The organism is Streptomyces sp. NPDC001530, assembly GCF_042894545.1.
Lineage (GTDB): Bacteria > Actinomycetota > Actinomycetes > Streptomycetales > Streptomycetaceae > Streptomyces.
Window position 1 is genome coordinate 270,657 of the sequence record NZ_JBIAVS010000014.1, and the last position, 20,878, is coordinate 291,534.

The 20,878-nt window shown below is 71.8% G+C and carries 17 protein-coding genes and 2 pseudogenes; 7 read left to right on the forward strand and 12 right to left on the reverse strand.

The features are described 5' to 3' along the window. Window positions 1-53: 53 nt before the first annotated feature. Both ACFY0T_RS29075 and ACFY0T_RS29080 read right to left on the reverse strand, forming a co-directional pair. Window positions 54-959: a universal stress protein gene (locus ACFY0T_RS29075; RefSeq protein ID WP_388876647.1), complete on the reverse strand. Its 906-nt coding sequence runs from the start codon at window positions 957-959 to the stop codon at window positions 54-56. Window positions 960-1,116: 157 nt separating this feature from the next. Continuing rightward, a complete protein-coding gene (locus ACFY0T_RS29080; RefSeq protein WP_388876839.1) occupies window positions 1,117-1,746 on the reverse strand; it encodes a hypothetical protein in 630 nt (209 codons plus the stop codon). 293 nt (window positions 1,747-2,039) lie between these two features. Between ACFY0T_RS29080 and ACFY0T_RS29085 the strand changes: the two genes are divergently transcribed. Further along, window positions 2,040-3,764, forward strand: a complete 1,725-nt coding sequence (locus tag ACFY0T_RS29085) for a SulP family inorganic anion transporter (RefSeq protein WP_388876650.1) — start codon at window positions 2,040-2,042, stop codon at window positions 3,762-3,764. A gap of 140 nt (window positions 3,765-3,904) precedes the next feature. After that, the gene (locus ACFY0T_RS29090) at window positions 3,905-4,369 is read left to right on the forward strand and encodes a cyclic nucleotide-binding domain-containing protein (RefSeq protein ID WP_388876653.1); all 465 of its coding nucleotides are present in this window, start codon (window positions 3,905-3,907) and stop codon (window positions 4,367-4,369) included. Window positions 4,370-4,443: 74 nt separating this feature from the next. Here the strand turns inward: ACFY0T_RS29090 and ACFY0T_RS29095 are convergent, their stop codons facing one another. Further along, on the reverse strand, window positions 4,444-4,956 hold the full coding sequence (locus tag ACFY0T_RS29095) for a hypothetical protein (RefSeq protein ID WP_388876656.1): 513 nt from the start codon (window positions 4,954-4,956) through the stop codon (window positions 4,444-4,446). A 256-nt stretch (window positions 4,957-5,212) separates the two neighbouring features. On the opposite strand from ACFY0T_RS29095, the gene ACFY0T_RS29100 reads away from it, so the two are divergent. Both ACFY0T_RS29100 and ACFY0T_RS29105 read left to right on the forward strand, forming a co-directional pair. After that, a complete protein-coding gene (locus ACFY0T_RS29100; protein WP_388876659.1) occupies window positions 5,213-5,914 on the forward strand; it encodes a response regulator in 702 nt (233 codons plus the stop codon). Window positions 5,915-6,045: 131 nt separating this feature from the next. Further along, a complete protein-coding gene (locus tag ACFY0T_RS29105; RefSeq protein WP_388876662.1) occupies window positions 6,046-7,047 on the forward strand; it encodes an Acg family FMN-binding oxidoreductase in 1,002 nt (333 codons plus the stop codon). Here ACFY0T_RS29105 and ACFY0T_RS29110 read toward each other — a convergent pair. From ACFY0T_RS29110 to ACFY0T_RS29120, 3 genes and pseudogenes are all read right to left on the reverse strand, one after another. Then, entirely contained in the window at window positions 7,033-8,766 is a 1,734-nt protein-coding gene (locus tag ACFY0T_RS29110; protein WP_388876665.1) for a GAF domain-containing protein, read from the reverse strand. The two genes, ACFY0T_RS29105 and ACFY0T_RS29110, sit on opposite strands and share 15 nt — an antisense overlap. Window positions 8,767-8,949: 183 nt before the next feature. After that, window positions 8,950-9,450, reverse strand: a pseudogene (locus tag ACFY0T_RS29115) (type I glyceraldehyde-3-phosphate dehydrogenase); the annotation flags it as partial. 22 nt (window positions 9,451-9,472) lie between these two features. After that, window positions 9,473-10,165 (reverse strand): response regulator, encoded by a 693-nt coding sequence (locus ACFY0T_RS29120; RefSeq protein WP_388876668.1) that lies wholly within the window; start codon window positions 10,163-10,165, stop codon window positions 9,473-9,475. A 249-nt stretch (window positions 10,166-10,414) separates the two neighbouring features. On the opposite strand from ACFY0T_RS29120, the gene ACFY0T_RS29125 reads away from it, so the two are divergent. Together ACFY0T_RS29125 and ACFY0T_RS29130 are read left to right on the forward strand one after the other, a co-directional pair. Next, a complete protein-coding gene (locus tag ACFY0T_RS29125; protein WP_388876861.1) occupies window positions 10,415-10,537 on the forward strand; it encodes a hypothetical protein in 123 nt (40 codons plus the stop codon). 424 nt (window positions 10,538-10,961) lie between these two features. Beyond that, entirely contained in the window at window positions 10,962-11,426 is a 465-nt protein-coding gene (locus ACFY0T_RS29130; protein WP_388876842.1) for a pyridoxamine 5'-phosphate oxidase family protein, read from the forward strand. 140 nt (window positions 11,427-11,566) lie between these two features. On the opposite strand, the gene ACFY0T_RS29135 is transcribed toward ACFY0T_RS29130, so the two are convergent. From ACFY0T_RS29135 to ACFY0T_RS29145, 3 genes and pseudogenes are all read right to left on the reverse strand, one after another. Then, window positions 11,567-12,490, reverse strand: coding sequence for a universal stress protein (locus ACFY0T_RS29135; protein ID WP_388876670.1), 924 nt, complete (start codon window positions 12,488-12,490; stop codon window positions 11,567-11,569). Between the two features lie 238 nt (window positions 12,491-12,728). Next, a complete protein-coding gene (locus tag ACFY0T_RS29140) occupies window positions 12,729-15,116 on the reverse strand; it encodes a phosphoketolase (protein WP_388876845.1) in 2,388 nt (795 codons plus the stop codon). 114 nt (window positions 15,117-15,230) lie between these two features. Further along, window positions 15,231-15,502 (reverse strand): annotated as a pseudogene (locus ACFY0T_RS29145) (glycine radical domain-containing protein); the annotation flags it as partial. A gap of 159 nt (window positions 15,503-15,661) precedes the next feature. On the opposite strand from ACFY0T_RS29145, the gene ACFY0T_RS29150 reads away from it, so the two are divergent. Further along, window positions 15,662-16,876, forward strand: a complete 1,215-nt coding sequence (locus ACFY0T_RS29150) for a globin domain-containing protein (RefSeq protein WP_388876673.1) — start codon at window positions 15,662-15,664, stop codon at window positions 16,874-16,876. A 62-nt stretch (window positions 16,877-16,938) separates the two neighbouring features. On the opposite strand, the gene ACFY0T_RS29155 is transcribed toward ACFY0T_RS29150, so the two are convergent. The 3 genes from ACFY0T_RS29155 to ACFY0T_RS29165 all read right to left on the reverse strand — a co-directional run bounded on the left by ACFY0T_RS29155 (window position 16,939) and on the right by ACFY0T_RS29165 (window position 20,866). Continuing rightward, window positions 16,939-18,897, reverse strand: coding sequence for a helix-turn-helix domain-containing protein (locus ACFY0T_RS29155; RefSeq protein ID WP_388876677.1), 1,959 nt, complete (start codon window positions 18,895-18,897; stop codon window positions 16,939-16,941). A gap of 74 nt (window positions 18,898-18,971) precedes the next feature. After that, complete coding sequence (locus tag ACFY0T_RS29160; RefSeq protein WP_388876680.1) at window positions 18,972-20,003, reverse strand: branched-chain amino acid ABC transporter permease; 1,032 nt, start codon at window positions 20,001-20,003, stop codon at window positions 18,972-18,974. Further along, a complete protein-coding gene (locus tag ACFY0T_RS29165) occupies window positions 20,000-20,866 on the reverse strand; it encodes a branched-chain amino acid ABC transporter permease (RefSeq protein WP_388876684.1) in 867 nt (288 codons plus the stop codon). The genes ACFY0T_RS29160 and ACFY0T_RS29165 overlap by 4 nt, the downstream gene beginning before the upstream one ends. Between the last annotated feature and the right edge of the window lie 12 nt (window positions 20,867-20,878).

The following is a 20,878-nucleotide window of genomic DNA, read 5'->3' on the forward strand; positions in this document are numbered from 1 at the left end:
GCTGACCGAGGCCGGGGGGCGGGAAACAGAGACCGCCTTCTCCTCCAGGATGGTCAGTCGTGCGGGACGACGGCGACCGGGGCCGCGGCATGGTGGAGTACGGCGTGGGTGACGGGGCCGATGTGGGCGCCGATCGGGGAGCGCCGGATCCGGCGGCCGACCACGACCAGGGAGGCCTCGCGGGAGGCGTCGACCAGGTGGTTGGCGGCCCTGCCGGCGCGGGGCTCCTCGACGACCTCGACGGCGGGGAACTTCTGCCGCCACGGGCGCAGGATCTCGGTCAGGGCGCCGGCCTGCTGCCGGGACAGCCCGCGGCGGAGTTCGAGGTCGGTGGAGAGGCCGTAGGCGTAGTAGGGCGGCGGGTTCCAGCCGTGGACGACCCGCAGGGACGTGGCGCGGCGGGCGGCCGCGTCGAAGGCGAATGCGACGAGCGAGTCGTCGGGTCCCTCGATGTCCAGGCCGAGGACGACCGGCCGGTAGGGGGCCGCGGCGGACGGGATGCCCGCCGGATCCATCACGTGCTCGTCCGCGGCCTGCTCGCCGGCGCGCACCAGGACCACGGGCTGTTCGACGTGGGCCACGACGGCGAGGCCGACCGAGCCGACCATGAACCCGCCGACCCCGCTCATGGCACGGGAGCCCAGGACGAGCAGCGCGGCGTCCTCGGCCAGGCCCGAGAGGACCTCGGCGGGCCGGCCGCTGCGGTGCTCGGCGGTCACCTCGATACCGGGGTGCCGCAGCCGGATGCCCTCGGCCGACTCACGGGGAACGCGTTCGCTCCAGTGCTGCAGTGTCTCGGCGCCGAGCAGCGGAGCCTGCGCCATGGGATCCGGTACGGGCTCCCAGACGTGGACCAGCTTGAGCGGGAGTTCGCGCAGCTCGGCTTCACGGGCGGCCCATTCGGCGGCCGCCCGGCTCTCGGGCGAGCCGTCGAGGCCGACGGTGATGGTGCGGGGCATGGTCTCCACCTCCTGAATCGGGGGATCCGATTCCAGCGTCGTGTCCAGGGTGTTCGTACTGCAGGGCCGGAGGTACGCGGCAGGGGCCGATCGGCCTTACCACTGGCCGGCGCGGCGGGAACCTTCGGGGGCCCGCCGCGTCGTCCCGTACCTGCGGTCAGCGGAGCCAGCCGTTGGTGCGGACGAAGGGAAGCTTGGCCCAAAGCTTGCCGACGCCCAGGGTGTCGCCCGCGGAGGTCAGGGCGAGGGCGATCAGGACGACGGCGTAGACGAGGTGGTAGTCGACGAAGGGATTGGTCGACATGCTCGGCGAACCGTCGGAGAGGTGCTGGGCGGGCGGCCACTCGGCGATCCACATCAGCGCCATCATCGCGGTGCCCGCCACGGCCGCGAGCCGCAGCGCGACGCCGCCGACCAGGGCCAGTCCGATACCGAGCAGTCCGGCCATGAACAGCCAGTCCGCCCAGGTGTCGCCGGCCCAGGAGTGGAAGGTCGACTCCATGGGCCCGGCGGCGACACCGCTGAGGAACCCCTTGGTCGGCGAGCCGCCGTCGATCCAGCCCTTGCCGGACTCGGTGGCGTAGCCGAACCCGAAGGTCTTGTCGAGGAAGGCCCACAGGAAGACGAACCCGGTGAGCAGGCGCAGCGACGCGAGGACATAGGCCCGCGCGATGTGCGTGTCGGTGCGTGCCGAGACAGTCGACTCGGAGGCGGAGGCGGTCCGGTTCCTGTGGAAGGACGGGAGATGGAACCCCTGGCTCCGGTGAGAGTGCTCGTGCACGGCCATGGCGGTGATCCTTTCGGGGACGATCCGGTCGGTGCCTGACACCGCTCACTCTTGTCGCACGGGGCGGAGGTCGCCGGATGCCGAAGGTCCGTGACCATGGGGCTGAACGACCCCTTCGGCAGGGCCTGTTGGGCTGTCGAGCGAGGCCTCGGACAGCGGCACCGGAGCGGTCCTCGGCGTCGTCCGGGCCGGTCGGCCTCTCGCGGGCGTCGGCCCGTTTGTGGATCCTGAGATCACAAGGCGGATCCTGAGATCACAAGGATGATCCTTGGGCACGCGGCAGAAGGAGGCTCATGTCCCAGAGCTCGGGCGGGCACGTTCCGGTGTGGCGCCGCCTGGCGCCCGGGCTCGGCACGCTGCTCGGCTACCGGCGCTCATGGCTGAAGGGCGATCTGCTGGCCGGCGTGACCGTGGCCGCGTACCTCGTACCTCAGGTCATGGCGTACGCGGGCGTGGCCGGCCTGCCGCCCGTCGCCGGACTCTGGGCCATCCTGCCCGCGCTCGGCCTGTACGCCCTGCTCGGCTCGTCCCGCCTGCTGTCGGTCGGCCCCGAGTCGACGACCGCGCTGATGACCGCGACCGTGGTCGGCCCGCTCGCCGCCGGAGACCCGGGCCGGTACGCCACGCTGGCGGCCGCCCTCGCGGCCACAGTCGGGCTGCTGTGTCTCGCGGCGTGGGCGCTGCGGCTGGGCTTCGTCGCGGACCTGCTCTCCCGGCCGGTGCTGATCGGCTATCTCGCGGGTGTGGCGCTGATCATGATCGTGGACCAATTGCCCAAACTCACGGGTGTGAAGACGACGGGCTCGGGCTTCTTTCCCCAACTGTGGTCCTTCGTACGGAACCTGTCGCGGATCCATCCGGCCACGGTGGTGTTCGCCGCCGTGGCGCTCGCGTTCCTGTTCGTGGTGGCGCGGCTGTGGCCGGTGGTGCCCGGACCGCTGCTGGCGGTGGTGCTCGGCACGGCGGCCGTGGCCGCCTTCGATCTCGACGACCGGCACGGCATCAAGGTGATCGGCGAGGTTCCGGCGGGGCTGCCCGGCTTCGCCCTGCCGGACCTGACCGATCTCCCGCACCTGGTTCTCCCCGCGCTCGGTGTCCTCCTGGTCGGCTACACCGACTTCATCCTCACCGCGCGGGCTTTCCACCGCCGCGACGACGAGGGCGGCACCGAACTCGACGCGAACCAGGAGCTGTTGGCGCTGGGCGCGGTCAACCTCGGCGCGAGCGCGCTGCGCGGTTTCCCGGTGAGCAGCAGCGCGAGCCGCACCGCGCTCGCCTCCTCGGCGGGCGCCCGCAGCCAGGCGTACTCGCTGGTCGCCGGCGCCGCGGTGCTCGCCGTCCTGCTCTTCCTCAGCCCGCTGCTGACCCGCACGCCCTCGGCCGTACTGGGCGCGCTCGTCGTGTACGCGGCCGTCCGCATGATCGACCTGGCGGGCTTCCGCAGGCTGGCGTCCTTCCGCCGCCGCGAACTCCTGCTGGCACTCGGCTGCCTGGCCGGGGTGCTGACCCTCGACATCCTGTACGGCGTGCTCGTCGCCGTCGGTCTGTCGGTCGCGGAACTGCTGACCCGGGTGGCCCGTCCGCACGACGCGGTCCAAGGTCTGGTCCCCGGCGTGGCCGGCATGCACGATGTGGACGACTACCCCGAGGCGCGTACGATCCCCGGCCTGCTGGTCTACCGCTACGACTCCCCGCTCTTCTTCGCCAACGCGGAGAACTTCCGGCACAGGGCCCTGGCCGCCGTCGCCGAACAGCAGGGCACGGTCCGCTGGTTCGTCCTCAACACCGAGGCGAACGTGGAGGTCGACATCACCGCGCTGGACGCCGTCGACGCCCTCCGCCTCGAACTGACCCGCCGCGGCATCGTCTTCGCCCTCGCCCGCGTCAAACAGGACCTGTGGGACGACCTGGAGGCCTACGGGCTGACGGAGTCGGTCGGCACCGACCTGATCTTCCCAACCCTGCCGACCGCCGTTGCGGCTTACCGCCGCTGGGCCGCGCGCGCGGCTGATCAATGAGATCGCCGGGAACGCACGGTCGCGGCACTCCGCATGGTGCGGGGTGGCCCCGGCGTGGGGCCGGGTGGCCCCTGGTTCGGGCAGCGGCACGGGCACACGCTGGACGCGGCAGGTCCACACGTCCGTCCAGGAGGCTCGTCATGAACGCTCCGCCCACCGCCGGCATGCTGCGGGCACTGTCCGCCGAGCACCGGCAGCGCCTGATGCGCATCGCCCGCGAGGTGTCGTTCCCCCAGGGAATCCGCCTCTTCGAGGAGGGCGGCCGCGCCGACCGGTTCTGGATCATCCGAACCGGCACGATCGCTCTCGACATGCATGTGCCCGGCCGCCGGGCGGCCGTCATCGAGACCCTCGAACACAATGAACTCGTCGGCTGGTCCTGGCTGTTCGCGCCGCACTCCTGGCATCTGGGGGCCGAGACGACGACCCCTGTGCGCGTGTACGAGTTCGACGCCATGGCCGTACGGTCGATGTGCCACGACGACCCCGCGCTGGGCCTGGCGGTCGCCGAATGGGTGGGCGGGATCCTCGCCCACCGCCTCCGCTCGGCCCGCACCCGGCTGCTGGACCTGTATGCCCCGTACGGGAGCGGCAGTCACCGATGACCGGCCTCGAACCGATGCGATGACCAAGCAGTCGCCCCATCAGTCACCGTAGCCACCGTGCACGCCTCGGGCTCTCAACCGGCCTTGCGCGCCCACTGCGGCCCGACCTGACCCCACTCCTCGCCCCAGCGCTCGGTGGCCCGGCGCTCGATGCGCAGCCGCACGGTGAGCCCGCCCATGAGGATCACGAAGCCGCCGGCCACGGCACCCCCCATGCCGGCCAGTGCCACGCGCGCCGTCCCCTCCGTCGGGCTGACGGGCCCGGACACCAGACGGCCGTGTCCGTCCGTCCACACGGTGGTCGCCGTGCCCGCCTTGGCACCGGGCTTCACGGCTGCCTCGGACGTGCGGACCGTCCCGTCGCCGTCGCTCCAGCGCACCTTCGCCTGCACGTGGTCGTATTTCACGCCGGTGGCCTCATCACGCACACCGTTCGGCGCGGTCTCCAGCAGTACGGCGACGACCGACTGCCGGCCCGCGCGCTGCTCATCGACCGCTCGCTCCATGGCGTGCGCGCCCGCGGCACCGGCAGCGGCACCGCCGACCGTCGCCGTCGCCCAGGTGGCCAGGACGACCCACGCCTCCACGGCATCGCTGTGCCGTCGCAGCGGATTGTGCCGCCATCGCCACCCTCGGACCTTCGCGCGCTTGACCGGCCGAACGTCGCCGGGAGGGGCCGCTGGTCCGCGGCGAGGGGGCCGGACAGGGCGCAGGGTGGGGTAGTAGTGGGGCCGGTCGGCCCTAGTGCATCCGGTCCCGGCGAGTGACGATCGTCGTCACGGACAGCCCGCGGTGTCACGGACAGCCCGCGGTCCGTCAGCCACCGGGGAACAAGGGATCGTCATGACCGAGGCACGCACCTTCACGGAGCAGAACCCGATCCGGGTCTTCCTGCTGGACGACCACGAGGTCGTACGACGTGGCCTGACCGACCTCCTGGACGCCGAACCGGACATCTCCGTGGTCGGCGACGCCGCAACCGTCGAGCACGCGCTCGTCCGCGGCCCGGCACTGCGCCCGGACGTCGCCGTCCTCGACGTACGTCTGCCCGACGGGGACGGGATCACGGTCTGCCGCGAGCTGCGCAGCCGGATGCCGGACCTCGCCTGTCTCATGCTGACGTCGTTCGACGACGAGGACGCCCTGCTCGACGCGATCATGGCCGGGGCCGCGGGCTATGTACTCAAGCAGATCAAGGGCTCCGACCTGATCTCGGCGGTACGCACGGTCGCCTCGGGGCAGTCCATGCTCGACCCCGCGACGACCGCCCGGCTGATGCGCTCGCTGCGCGCGGACCCGACCGACACACCGGCCGTCGCCCCCGAGCTGGCCGGCCTGTCACCGCGCGAGCGGGACATCCTCGCGCTCATCGGGGACGGCCTCACCAACCGTGAGATCGGCAAGAGGCTCTACCTCTCGGAGAAGACGGTCAAGAACCACATCTCCCGGCTGCTGGCCAAACTGGGCGTCCACCGCCGGGTCCAGGCGGCCGTCCTCGCCTCCCATCTCGAACGGCCCGAGTCCGGTGAGCGTCCCGCGAGGTGACACACAGCTGGGCCGTCCGGCGCCGCACAAGGCCGCACGGCCCCTCCTCCCGCCGCTCCCGGGAACCTCACGCTGGGTGGGGTAACCGCAGAGCCCCCGCCCCCTCGGGGCAGGGCCGGGAGGAGTTCCCGATGAGTTCCACGACGCTCGACGTGCCGATCCTGGAGACCCTGGTCTCCGCGGCTGTGGCCGCCCCCTCGATCCACAACACCCAGCCCTGGCGCTTCCGGCTCGACCCGGACACCGTCACCCTGGAGATCCGCGCCGCCACGGACCGCGGCCTGCGCCACACCGATCCGGCCGGGCGTGCCCTGCACGTCTCCGTCGGCTGCGCGCTCCTCAACCTTCGGGTGGCGGTGGCCCACTTCGGCTGGGAACCGGTGACCCGCCTGCTGCCCCGGCCCCACGAGCCGGACCTCCTCGGCACCGTACGGCTCGGCGGCCCCGCGAGGAGTCCCGCGCCTCCGCACTTGTACGAGGCTCTGTGGCGCCGGCACAGCAGCCGCTTCCCCTTCTCGGAGCGGCCGTTGCCCGCCGCCGTCCTCACCGAGCTCGCCGAGGCCGCCCACACCGAAGGCGCCCTGCTGATCCGTCCCTCACCCGCCGGGACCGACCGTCTGTTGCAGATCATCTGGGAGGCGGAGCACCGCAACACCGCCGACCCCGACAGGGCCGCGGAGAGTCGCCGCTGGGTGCACGCGCCGGAGCTCACGGCCCTCGGCATGCCGCCGGAGACGCTGGGACCACAGGATTTCCGGGAGCGCGTCCCGATGCGCGACTTCGGCGCCCACCGGCACCGGGCCGCGGCAGCCGCCCGCATCTTCGAGACGCGGCCGTCGATCGCCGTCCTGTCCACGGCGCACGACCGGCGGACCGACTGGCTGCGCGCCGGGCAGGCCCTCGAACGCGTACTGCTGGTGGCCACCGCCCATGGCCTCAGGGCGTCGCTGCTGCACCAAGGGCTGGAGTGGCCCGACCTGCGCGAGCGGCTCATACCGTCCACGAGCGGCCGACGCGCTCACGCGCAGATGGTGATCCGTCTGGGGTACGGCCCGGAAGGGCCCGCTACCCCACGTCGCACGGCGCGCCAGGCACTGGCCGAAACCGAACGAGCGCCGTCAGCCTCCCGCTGAGCGGGTCGGTACGCGCCACACCAGCCGCGTGCCGCCGCCCTCCCGTCGTTCGCCCAGCGTGAGCGATCCGCCGAGCGCGTGGGCCCGTTCCTCCAGGTTCCGCAGCCCGCTGCGCGCGACCCCGTCGGGCACTCCGCAGCCGTCGTCGGTCACCGTCAGCGCCAGCTCGCCCCCGGCACACCGCAGATGAACGTCCACGGAGCGGGCCCCCGCATGCCGGGCCGCGTTGCTGAGCGCCTCGCCGAGCACCGCGAGCGCGTGGTCGGCGACATCGCCGGGGACGTCGGTGTCGACGAGGCCCTCGATCCGCAGCGCGGGAGCGAAACCGAACGAGGTGGCGGAGGCCTTCACCGCTTCGGACGCCCGACCGCGCAGTCCGCTGTCCTCCTTGGCCCCACCGCCGTGCGTGCGCAGACCGAAGATGGTCGACCGAATGATCTTGATGGTGTCGTCGAGGTCGTCGACAGTGCGCGACAGCCGTTCCACGGCCTCGGGGTGGTCCACGAAGCGCTGGGTGCTTTGCAGGGTCATGCCGGCCGCGAAGAGCCGCTGGATCGCGAGATCGTGCAGATCGCGTGCGATCCGGTCACGGTCCTGAAGGAGCGCGAGCTGCTCCGCGTCCCGGCGTCGCTCCGCGAGCTCCAGCGCCAGCGCCGCCTGACCGGCGAAGCCGAGCAGGGGCCCGGTGGCGGAGTCCGAGAACGGCGTACGGCCCGCCAGGCGCCCCAGCAGCAGCACGCCCCGGGCCTTCCCGCCGGCGCCGAGCGGTACCCCCACCACGGGGCCGAGTCCGGCCCACTGAGCCGCTCCCCCGCCGTTGCGGGCGTCGTGCTCGATGTCGGCGCTGACCACCGGCTCCGCCGTCGTGAGCACGGCCCCGACGAAACCCTCCTGCGCGGCGAGGACCAGCCCGCTGCGGCGCTCCGCGTCCGCCCCGGCCGCGCGCACCGGCCGCAGGTCGTCCGCTCCGGTGACGTACTCCGCGATCATCCCGACGTCCGCCGAGGCGATCTCCCGGGCCCGGTCGACGATCAGCTCCAGCACTTCGTCGCCGGGCGCGCCCGACAGCAGGGTGCTCGTGACGTCCGCGCCGGCTCGCATCCAGCGCTCGCGCAGGCGGGTCTCCTCGTAGAGACGGGCGTTCTCGATCGCCACACCGGCCGCCACGGCGAGCGTCGAGAGGACGGCCTCGTCCTCGGCGTCGAACTCGGCGGCACCGCGTTTCTCGGTGAGGTAGAGGTTCCCGAACACCCTGTCGCGCACGCGGATGGGCACCCCCAGGAAGGAATGCATCGGCGGGTGATGGGCCGGAAAGCCGTACGAGGAGGGATGTTCCGAGAGCTCGGGCAGCCGCAGCGGTGCCGGATGCCGGATCAGCTCGCCGAGAATGCCGTGGCCGCTCGGCAAGTCACCGATCTCCGCGCGCCGTTCGTCGTCGATCCCCACGGTCAGGAACTCCGACAGCGTGCGATCCTCTCCGATCACACCCAGCGCCCCGTACTCGGCGTCCACCAGGATCACCGCGGCTTCGACGATGCGCCGCAGCACGTGCGGGAGATCCAGCTCCCGCCCGACCGACAGCACTGCCTCCAGCAGGCTGTGCACCCGGTCCTGCGTACCGCGTGCCGCGTCGATCCGCGCCTGCAGTTCGTCGAGCAGCTCATCCAGCCGCAGCTTGGGCAGGGGATGCTCGGAGCCTCCTCGCCCTTCACCGCTCATCGCTTCCTCCGACCGGCTCGCGCAGCAAGGTGCGGTCAACCCGTAGCCTCGGTCTCGGTGCTCGGTGCACAATCCTCACCGTACTGGCTCAAAGGCCGCGTCGAGGGCCTTACTCGCAGTCGGTGCCCGGCCGCCGACCGGTTGCGACCTCGGTCGGCGGCCCTGTGCCGGTCGCGATGCGCCGGCGATGCCGTCCAGGGTGCCCGCCAGCTCCGGCAGCACGAGACCGACGGCGCGGGCCGCGCCGGTGCTGGTCGGGATGATGTTCACGGCGGCGGTCCGGCCGCGGCGCGGGTCCTTGTGCGGGCCGTCCAGGACCACCTGGTCGTTGGTGTAGCCATGGACGGTGGTCATCAGCCCCTTGTCGATGCCGAAGCGCTCGTCCAGCACCTTCACCATCGGCGCCACGCAGTCGGTGGTGGACGACGCGTTGGAGACCACGTGGTCCCGCTCCGGGTCGTACGTGTCTTCGTTGACGCCCATGACGAGCGTGGCGTCGACTCCCTTGCCCGGCACGGACAGCAGGACCTTGCGCGCACCGGCCTTCAGGTGCGGCCCGGCGTCCTCACGGGTGCGGAAGCGGCCCGTCGACTCGATGACCACGTCCACGTCGAACTCGTCCCGGGCCAGGGCGGCGGGGTCGCGTTCAGCGGGGACCGCGACGCGGTGCCCGTCGACGGTGAGTGAGGTGTCGTCGTGCGTTGTGTCAGTGCCCGTCCTGCTTCTGTCGTTCCTGCGCCTGGGTGGCGATGACGGCGGCCTGGATGCGCCGCTCCACGCCGAGCTTGGCCAGCAGACGCGAGATGTGGTTCTTGACGGTCTTCTCGGCGAGGTAGAGCCGCTGGCCGATCTGGCGGTTGGTCAGGCCCTCGCCGATCAGGGCGAGGATCTGCCGCTCGCGCTCGGTCAGGCCCGGCAGGGCTTCCGGTTCCGGTTCCTTGGTCTGCTCGCCGCGCAGACGGGCCATCAGCTTGGTGGTGGCGCTGGAGTCGAGCAGTGACTGGCCTGCCGCCACCGTGCGTACCGCCGACACCAGGTCGGAGCCCTGGATCTGCTTCAGGACGTAGCCGGACGCGCCGGCCATGATCGAGTCGAGCAGCGCCTCCTCGTCGTCGAAGGAGGTGAGCATCAGGCAGGCGAGGTCGGGCATCTGCGAGCGCAGTTCCCGGCAGACGGTCACGCCGTCGCCGTCGGGCAGGCGGACATCGAGCACCGCGACGTGCGGGCGCAGGGCGGGGACGCGTACCAGTGCCTGTTCGACGGTGGCGGCCTCGCCGACCACGGTGATGTCCGGCTGGTCGTCCAGCAGGTCGTGCACCCCTCGCCGTACGACCTCGTGGTCGTCCAGCAGAAAGACCCGGATCGGGGTCTTGGGGGCGGTCTGCTCGCTGTCCGTCATCGACGGCTCCTGTCCTGCCTCGTGTGTCTCCTGCACCGGGATCCGCCTGGTGGGCGGGACCGGTCCTTCCCTCTCGGAGATCTTGCGCGATTCCGGGTCGAACGGCCAGGGCCGGTCGGCCCTATCCCCGGGCGACAGGGCCGGGCGGTGCGGGATGGGGACCATCGGCCCCTGGAGCCGCGGCCGCTCTGTCGTGAGGCTCGGGACGAGGGCCGGTTTCCGCGCTGTTCGAGGGCCGACCCGGACTCGGTGCACTTCTTCCACACCGCGGGACTCGACTACGTCCAATGCTCGCCGTTCCGCGTCCCGGTCGCCCGCCTGGAGGCCGGGCGGGCCGCGCTCCCCGAGACGGAGTCCGGCGACAGCAGGTGACCGGTGGTCCGGCCTCTCGCCTGAGCCGGACTGGCCACGTCGTCGGCCCCGGTGTGCGGACCACTGCCTCCGCACCGGGGCCGACCCACGTCCCCGCATGGCCCGTCGGGCAGGGGGCAGTTCGGCCCCGCGCCACAGGACGGTCGGCCCCTGTCCCGGCAGCCTGCCCCGGGGGAGGCTGAAGGGACATCGGGGGGCCGGCCGCCACGCCCGGCGCCCAGGACCGGTGGGACGGCGGTGTGGGCCGAACGGCCCTAGCGAGGCGAGATCGAACCGGCGTTTGATCGACGCTCGGGGCCTGCCCAGGGCTCCGCCGCCCCTCCCCGTCCGTATGCCGTGTCAGGTCCCCGGCCCACCGAAGGGAAGGCAGGGATGCCGTAGTCGGAGGCATGGAGTGAGCGACGAGTCCATCGGGAAGTTGATCATGGGAATCCACAAGGGACAGGCGGCCTCCCCAGGGCCTCGTCAGAGCGTCGAGCTCGACAGCGCCGAAGCCCTGCGGCTGCTCGGCAGCGTGTCGCTGGGCAGGATCGTCTTCACCCGGCACGCGCTGCCGACCGTCCGCCCGGTCAATCACGTACTGGACGACGGCGACATCATCATCCGCACCCACGAGGGAGCGGCGCTGACGTCGCACACCCGGCAGAACGGCCCGCCCGGCGTCGTCGTCGCCTACGAAGCCGACACCATCGACCCCGACACGCACCTCGGCTGGAGCGTCGTGGCCACCGGCTACGCCCACCTGGTGACCGACCCGCAGGAGCTGGCCCGCTACCAGGCCATGCTGCACCCCTGGGTGCAGCAGACGATGGACTATGCCGTCCGCATCCACCCCGACCTCGTCACCGGCATCCTGCTCACCGACGCGGACCAATCCGCCAACGCCTGAACGCTGCTCGGTCCGCGACGCCTGAGCCCTGCGGTCCGCGGGTCGCCGCCCACGCCACGGCCTTGCCCCGATCGATGGCGCAGACGCGTACGGGCCCCGGGAATGTCGCTCCCGGGGCCCGTACGCGTACAGAGAGTGGGTCAGTCGTGCGGCACCACCGCGACCGGTACGGCGGCATGGTGCAGCACCGCCTGGGCCACCGGGCCGACATGGCTGCCGACCGGCGTGTGCCGGTTCCTGCGTCCGACGACGACCAGCGCCGCGTCGCGAGAGGCGTCCACCAGGTGGGAGCCCGCACCGCCGATCAGCGCGTGTTCGTTCACCTCCACTCCGGGGAACTTCTCGTGCCAGGGCCGCAGCGCGTCGGTCAGCCTGCGCCGCACCCGCGCGGCCAGTTCGGCGGTGAGCTCGGGGTCGAGAGCCCCTCCGTAGCCGGCGTAGTAGGGCGGCAGGGTCCAGGCGTGGATGACGCGCAGGTTCGCCGCGCGGCGCGCGGCAGCGTCGAACGCGTACTCGATCAAGCTGTCGTCGGGATTCTCCAGGTCCAGTCCGAGCACGATGTCGCGGTACGGGGTGGCAGCGGACACGATCCCGACGGCGTCCGGCCGATGCTCGTCCTCGGCGCACTCACCGGCGCGAACGAGGACGACCGGCCGCTCGGCGCGGGCTACGACGGCCAGTGCGACGGAGCCGACCAGGAACCCGGTGACTCCGCTCAGCCCACGCGACCCGAGCACCAGCACCTCGGCCTCCTCGGCGGCGGCCAGCAGCGCGGGGACCGGCTGCTCCGCAACCTCGCCGGTGCTGATCCGCAGGTCGGCATAGCGGCCCGAGAGCTCGGCCTCGGCCTCGTCCAGCAGGCGCTTGACCCAGGTCCGCTCAGTGTCCATCGCTTCCGGTGGCAAAGAGACCCCGCCCAGCGGGGCGTACGTGTAGGGCTGCCACTTCCAGGCGTGTACGAGGCGCAGGGGTAGGTCACGAAGCAGCGCTTCGCGGGCGGCCCAGTCGGCCGCGGCAAGGCTCTCGGGCGTGCCGTCCAGGCCTGCGGTGACATTGCGGGGCATGGGGAGGACCTCCTTCAGAGGATGCACTTTCAGTCTCTCGCCGGGGACCGTGCGACAGGAGAGGTCGCTGGTCCCCGGCCGGGGCCGACCGGCCCATGCGCCGAGGGACGCCGGCCGCGCGGGGCAGCGGCGGGAGCCCGCGGTCATGCGATCGGGGCGCCATCGCGTCGCTGCGGTGGCGCCCGGTCCGGGCCGGCTGTTGCGGAGCAGCCAGGGGGTGCGGCCGGCGAAGGGCCGGTCAGCTGCCCCAGGTCCAGTCCGCGACCTCGGGCAGGTCGGTGCCGTGCTCGCGGATCCAGTCGTGATGGCGCAGCCGGGTGTCCTCCATCAACTGCCGTACGGGGGCGGCCCGTACGGCCAGGCCCGGGACGCGGTCGATGACGTCCATCACCAGGCGGTAGCGGTCCAGGTCGTTGCGGATCACCATGTCGAACGGCGTGGTCGTGGTGCCGATCTCCTTGTAGCCGCGCACATGGAGATTCGCGTGACCGACCCGGCGGTAGGCCAGACGGTGGATCAGCCACGGGTAGCCGTGATAGGCGAAGATCACCGGCTTGTCGCGGGTGAACAGCGCGTCGTACTCCGCGTCGGGCATCCCGTGCGGGTGCTCCTCGGCGGGCAGCAGCCGGGCCAGGTCGACGACGTTGACGACCCGCACGACCAGTTCCGGCAGATGGGTGCGGAGCAGCTGCGCGGCGGCCAGCACCTCCTGGGTGGGGACGTCGCCGGCGGCGGCGAGCACCACGTCCGGCTCCCGTTCGCCGTTCTCCGTGCCGGCCCACTCCCAGATCCCGGCGCCCCGGGCGCAGTGGGCCCGGGCCTGGTCCATGGTGAGCCAGTCGAAGCAGGGCTGCTTGCCGGCGACGACGACGTTGACGTAGTCGCGGCTGCGCAGCACATGGTCGGCGACCGACAGCAGTGTGTTGGCGTCCGGCGGCAGATAGACCCGTACGACCTCGGGACTCTTGTTCAGGACGTGGTCGACGAAACCGGGGTCCTGGTGCGAGAAGCCGTTGTGGTCCTGGCGCCACACGTGCGAGGTGAGCAGGTAGTTGAGGGAGGCGATGGGCGCGCGCCAGGGCAGCCGACGGGTGACGCGCAGCCACTTGATGTGCTGGTTGACCATCGAGTCCACGATGTGCGCGAAGGCCTCGTAGCAGGAGAACAGTCCGTGCCGGCCGGTCAGGAGATAGCCCTCCAGCCAGCCCTGGCAGGTGTGTTCGGAGAGGATCTCCATGACCCGGCCGTGCCGGTCCAGGTGTTCGTCCACTTCCAGGGTCTGGGCCTGCCAGGCCTTGCCGCTCGCGTCGAAGACGGCCTGGAGCCGGTTGGACGCGGTCTCGTCCGGGCCGACGAGCCGGAAGTCACGGCGCGTACCGGTGGACTCCATGACGTGCTCCAGCAGGTCGCCGAGGACCCGGGTGGGCTCATGCAGGGTCGCGCCGGGCTTGTCCACCGGGACGGCGTAACGCTCCAGCGGCGGAAGCGGCAGCTCGCGCAGCAGCAGTCCGCCGTTGGCGTGCGGGGTGGCGCCCAGGCGCCGGGCACCCTCGGGAACGCAGGCCAGCACCTGCTCGCGGGGACGGCCGTGCGCGTCGAAGAGCTCCTCGGGCTTGTACGACCGGAGCCAGGTCTCCAGCTGCCGCAGGTGCTCGGGGTTGTCGCGCACGGCCGCCAGCGGGACCTGGTGGGCGCGCCACGTTCCCTCCACGGGAAGGCCGTCGACCTCGGCCGGCCCGGTCCAGCCCTTGGGGGTGCGCAGCACGATCACCGGCCAGTGGGGCCGCTCGCCGATGCCCTCCTCGCGCGCGGTGCTTTGGATGAGCGCGATGCGGTCCAGGGCGTCGTCGAGGGCGGCGGCCATGGCGCGGTGCACCGTCATCGGGTCGTCGCCGGTGACGTGGATCGGCACGTGACCGTATCCGCGCAGCAGCTCGTCGAGTTCGGGCTCGGGAATCCGGGCCAGCACGGTCGGATTGGCGATCTTGTACCCGTTGAGGTGAAGGATCGGCAGGACCGCACCGTCGTGCACCGGGTCGAGGAACTTGTTCGAGTGCCAGGAGGCCGCGAGCGGGCCCGTCTCCGCCTCACCGTCGCCGATCACGCAGGCCACCAGCAGATCAGGGTTGTCGACGGCGGCACCGTACGCGTGCGACAGGGAGTAGCCGAGTTCGCCTCCCTCGTGGATGGAGCCCGGCGTCTCGGGTGCGACGTGGCTCGGCACGCCGCCCGGGAACGAGAACTGCCTGAACAGCCGCTCCATGCCCGCCCGGTCGCGGCTCACGTCCGGATAGGTCTCGCTGTAGCTGCCCTCCAGCCAGGAGTTGGCCAGCACCGCGGGGCCGCCGTGCCCGGGACCCCAGATGCACAGGGCGTCCTGGCCGCGTGCCTTGATGACACGGTTGAGGTGGGTGTGGACCAGGTTCAGGCCCGGGGACGTGCCCCAGTGGCCGAGCAGCCGCGGCTTGACGTGCTCCGGACGCAACGGCTCGGTCAGCAACGGATTGGACATCAGGTAGATCTGACCGACGGCCAGATAGTTCGCGGCACGCCAGTGGGCGTCCAGGGCCTGCAGTTCCCCGTCCGTGATCGGGGCGGGCGTCTGTAGCGGTAGGACGTCGGACATGGTGGGATTTCCTTCCGGATCGAAGTCACGTGCCGGTCCGTACTGCTTCCACCCTGAGCCCCCCGCCACGCCGGGGGACAGGGCCGGTCGGCCCCCGCCCGGGCCCCCGGACGACCCCATCCGTGGGTACGCGTCGAGGATGCCGACCAGGTTGCCCGCCCGCTCGGCCGGGTCGTGCCCCAACCCCTCCGGGTGATCGTCGTGGTCAGTGAGATGCCGTCGCGGGCCTGCTCGTACGGCAGCTTGACGACCGACAGCGCCGACGCCGCCACCCCGTGCCGGTCCCGGCCGCCTCCGGTTCCGATGCTCGTCCCCGCGGCGGACGGGGCGGACAGGGCCGTCGGGAGCCCGGTGCGGCGCCGTCCGGCCCCGTCACGAGATGGCCCCTGGGGCCGATGTGCCCGAGTCGATGGGGCCGTTCGGCCCCTCTTCGCCCGGCGGCGCGAAACGAGGCCGAAACACGGGCCGGTGCCTGCTACACAGAAGACCGCCGCCCCCTTCGACGCGGCCGGCTTCCCCCTCATCCCCCTTCCCCGGGAGGTTTCATGCTGTCCGCAGAGTCCGCCGCCTTGGTGCGGGCCACCCTGCCCGTCGTGGCCGAGTCGCTCGACGAGATCACCAGCCGTTTCTACGGCGCCATGTTCCGCGACCGGCCGGAGCTGCTCGACGGGATGTTCAACCGCGGCAACCAGGCCAGCGGAGCCCAGCGCCGCGCCCTGGCCGGCTCGATCGCCGCGTTCGCGACCGCGCTGCTGGAGGAGCCGGACGTCCGGCCCGACGCCCTGCTGAGCCGTATCGCCCACAAGCACGCCGCTGTCGGGGTCACCGACGATCAGTACACGATCGTGCACAAATACCTGTTCGGCGCGATAGCCGAGGTCCTCGGCGAGGCGGTCACCCCGGAGGTGGCCGCCGCCTGGGACGAGGTGTACTGGCTGATGGCCGGCGCCCTGATCGGCCAGGAGGCCCGTCTGTATCAGGACGCGGGCGTCGCACCCGGCCGGATCTGGCGGCAGTGGACGGTCGCCGAGCGCCGCGACGAGACCCCGGACGTGGTGTCCTTCGTGGTGCGTCCGGCCGACGGCGAACCCGCTCCGGAGGCCCGGGCCGGCCAGTACGTGAGCGTGCGCGTCCAGCTGCCGGACGGCGTCCACCAGCTGCGCCAGTACACCCTGTCCTCGGACCCGGGCGGGGACCTGCGACGGATCACGGTGAAGCGGGTCGCCGGGACGGCCGACGGGCCGGACGGCGAGGTCTCCAACCTGCTGCACGACACGGTGCGCACGGGCGACGAGCTCACGCTCTCCCCGCCCTTCGGCGATGTCGTCCTCGACGACCCGGCCGACGCCACCGTCCCGCTCGTGCTGGTCTCGGCGGGCATCGGCTGCACCCCCATGACGGGCATGCTGGCCCATCTCGCCGCCCTCGGGTCTACCCGCCCGGTCCTCGTCCTGCACGCCGACCGCTCCCCTGCCGAACACGCCCTGCGCACCGAGACACGGGACCTCGGCGAGCGACTGCCCGCCGCCCGCGCCGTCTTCTGGTACGAGCACCCCGGACCGGAGGAACCCGCCGCCCGCGTCGGCCTGATGGACCTCGACGGAGTCGAACTGCCCGACGGCGCCACGGTGTTCCTGTGCGGCCCGCTGCCGTTCATGCGTGACGTGCGCGGCCAGTTGCTGCGCACCGGAGTTCCGGCACGGCGCATCCGGTACGAGGTCTTCGGCCCCGACCTGTGGCTGGCCGGCCCGTCCGCCTGAACCACGAAGGACGCCCTGACGTTGCGCAGGAGGAATCCCTGTGAAAGGGCGCCGGCCGCTGATCACGCAGCGGACAGGACCGTATGGATCTTGAGGGCGAGATGCACCTGCAGCGCCTGGTCGCCATGGCGCCAGTGCGGGCCGAGCAACGAGGTGATCCGGTCGATGCGCTGGTAGAGCGTGTTGACGTGGATGTAGAGCTCGGTGGCCGTGCGGCCCAGGCCGGTGTCGCAGGCGAAGTAGGTGAGCAGAGTGCGGGCGAGCTCGCCGCCGCGCCGACTGTCGTAGTCGAGGACGGGGCCGATCGTACGGCGCACGAAGCGGTGCAACTCCTCGCGGCCCGCTTGGTGGAACAGCAGCCCGTAGACGCCGAGTTCGCCGGGAGAGGCACCTTCTCCGTCACGGTCGAGCGCGAGCAGGACATCCAGGCAGCGGGCAGCGTCGTGGTGTGCTTCGACGATGGCGTCCACGCCGGGCGCGGCTGTCGCGGCACCGACCGTGACCGGGTGGTCCACGGCACGCGACAAGTGGTCGGCCAGGATGCGGGCGGCCTCGTCCGGATGCGGGTCCTGCGCCAGGAGGACGACGGTGTCACCCCGGTATTCCCCCGCGAAACCCCGGGCATGGGCGGCGTAGGAGGCCGCCGCATCGGCGATGCGTCGGCGCTGGGTGCTGTCACGACAGCGGGCGGCGAACACGGTGTGCGGGCGATGCAGGTCGAGGCCCACCAGGACGGCCCGGCGCCGCAGTCCTTCCGGGTCCCGGTGCGGGGAGCCGAGCAGATCCTCGAGGATCTCGCCGCGCAGCCGGTGCTCGGCCTCGGCGACGGTGCGTTCGCTCAGCAGCATCAGTGCCGTGACGAGCGCGGCACGCTCGAGGGAACGCACGCCCGAGGCGTCCAGGTGGTCGCGCACGAGCAGCAGAACGCCCAGGAGTTCGCTGCCGGCGACGATGGGAGTGGCACAGGCGGCGGATCCGTCGGCGCCGGCCGGGATGCGGCGGGTACGACGGGCGTCGGTGCTCAGTACGCGGGCGTCGCGGACCGCGTGGGCGGCGGGGCACGCTTCCGGAAGTACCCCTTCGGCGCGGGCCTGTCCCACCAGAGGGTCGTCGCCGGCGGCGGCCATGGTGCGGCCGCGGGGATCCAGGACGAGGATGCCGCCGCCCAGGACTTCGGCCAGGGTCTGCGCCACGTCGGCCATCCCTCCGCCGTCGAGAACGATGGTGGTGAGCCGCTCGTGCAGGGCGGCGGCGCGTTCGATCGACTCGCTGTGGGCCCGGATGACGGTATTGGCCTCGGTGAGTTCGTCGACGGCTCTGCGCACATCCTGGAAGAGCGTGGCGTTCTCGATGGCGATGGCGGCGTGGTTGGCGAGCGAGACGAGCAGGGCCACTTCGTGCTCGGAGAAGGGGCGGACCCGGCGGTTGGCGGCGAACAGGACGCCGATCACGTTCTCGCCGAGTTTGAGGGGCACTCCCTGGATGGAGATCAGCCCTTCGGCGCGTACGACGTCGTCGATGCTGTGCTCGAAGCGCAGGTCGGCGAAGTAGTCGGGGGTGTTGTAAGGAACCGCCGTCTTGGCCACGAGCCCGCCGAGGCCCGCGCCCATGGCCAGCCGGGTCTGCTTGAACGCGTCCGTGCGTATCCCGTCGGTGACCCGCATGTAGGTGTCACCGCGCTGGGCGTCGTTGAGCATCAGGTACGCCACGTCGGTACCGAGCAGGCCGTGCGCCCGCCGGACGATGGCCTGGAGCACGGCCTCCAGATCACGCAGGGAGGACAGGTCACCCGCGGTCTCGTAGAGCGCACCGAGCTCGGCCTCCCGGCGGCGGCGCTCCTCCAGGCGTGCGCGTACCTGCAGGGCATCGTCGACGAGCAGGGCGAGCCGGGCCCGGTCCTGTGCGGGGCATCGGTCGAGGAGGGCTTCGTACTCACTCTGCGCGGCCCCTTCGCGCAACAGGCGCAGCAGGCGCCCCGCAGGCTCCAGATCGGCCCGACTGTGCGTGGTCGTCGAGTCCACGGGATGCCTCCTGAGTGTTCCGGTACGCCTGCCCGCCTGCGATGTTCGCCGCCGCGGCACTGTCTTGCCCAGGTCTAGGACGGCACCCGCTGCGACGAGTCGTCGTGGTCGTGTTCCAGGTGTGGTTCCAGGTCGGGGCCCGGGGACCCGGTACGGGAGCGCAGGGCGTGCGCGAGCGTGCCCCACACTCCCCGGCGGAAGAGCAGGACGACGACGATGAAGACGCCGCCGGTGACCAGGCCGGTCTCCTCGAAACCGGAGGTGGACAGCCAGTCCTCCAGGCGGACGATGGCGCCGGCACCGAGCAGGCTGCCCCACAGCGTGCCGATGCCGCCGAGGACCGTCATCACGACGACCTTGCCGGAGGTCGTCCAGTACACCTCCTGCAGCGAGGCGAAACCGTGGTTGACCGCGTACAGCCCGCCCGCGAGGCCGGACAGGAACGCGGAGACGGTGAAGACGACGAGCTTGTAACGGTCGGCGGGATAGCCCAGGGCCCGGACGCGATCGGAGTTGTCGCGCACGGCGGCGATCACCCGGCCGAACGGGGAGTGCACGATCCGCCAGGCCGCGCCGAGGCCGAGCAGCACGACCGGCAGGGCCGCGTAGTAGAAGACGAACGAGTCCGACAGGTCGAAGCCCGGCAGATCACGGGGAATGCCCTGCAGCCCGTTCTCGCCCCCCGTCACCTCGCCCCACTGGTTGGCGATGAAGTACACCATCTGCGCGAAGGCCAGGGTGACCATGGCGAAGTAGATACCGCTGCGCCGGACCGCGAGGAACCCGATGGGCAGGGCGAGCAGCGCGGCGGCCACAGCGCCGCCCAACACGGCGGCGTAGAACGGCAGTCCGCTGTGGAGGGCGATCAGCCCGGTGACGTACGCGGAGCTGCCCCAGAACGCCGCGTGCCCGAAGGACAGCAGGCCCGTGTGACCGAGCACCAGATCGAAGGCGACCGCGAACAGGCCCCAGCAGAGGATGTCCGTGGCGACCGGCGGATACAGACCCCAGGGCAGGCCGAGGGCGACGAGCAGCCCGGTGGTCAGCACACCCCACCGGATCCAGGCGGGGCGGCCGTGCAGCTTCTCGAGGAGGCCGAGGATCACGCGTGTTCCTCCTTGCCGAACAGTCCGGCGGGCCGGATCAGCAGCACGACGGCCATCAGCAGATAGACCGAGGTCTGGGACAGGACGGGGACATACAGATTGCCGAGGGCCTGGAGCATGCCGATCGTGAAGCCGGCGAGCACAGAGCCGAAGACGGAGCCGAGGCCGCCGATGACGACGACCGCGAACACCGTGATGATCAGGTCACTGCCCATACCGGAGTTGACGGCCCGCATGGGTGCGGCGAGCACCCCGGCCAGGGCGGCGAGCCCGACTCCGAAGCCGAAGACCGGGGTGACCCAGCGCCCGGTGTCGATGCCGAACGCCCTGGTGAGCTCCGGGCGTTCGGTGGCGGCGCGCACGATGGTCCCGATCCGGGTGCGAGTGAGCAGCAGCCACACGGCCAGGCAGAGGGTGACCGAGACGGCGAGCACGAACACCTGGTAGCGGGGGAAGTCGAACAGGCCCAGGTCCATCGAGCCGGTGAAGGGCCCGCGCTCGTACGGCTGGGAGTGCGCGCCGTACTTCATGCGCAGCAGGTCCTGGCAGACCAGCGCGATGCCGAAGGTGAGCAGGAAGTTGTAGAGCGGGTCGAGTGCCGTCAGGCGGCGGATCAGCAACCGTTCGAGGAGGGTGCCGACGACAGCGAGCGCGAGGGGCACGAGCAGCAGCGCCCACCAGAAGCCGAGCCCCGCGCTGTCGGCGAGGGCGACCGCGCCGAACGCGCCGAGCATGTAGAGCGCGCCATGGGCGAAGTTCACCACGCGCAGCATGCCGAAGATGACGGCGAGGCCGAGTGCGAGCAGGGCGTAGAAGCTGCCGCTGACCAGCCCGTTGAAGGCCTGTTGGAGAAACGAGGTCATGGGTGGGTCCCG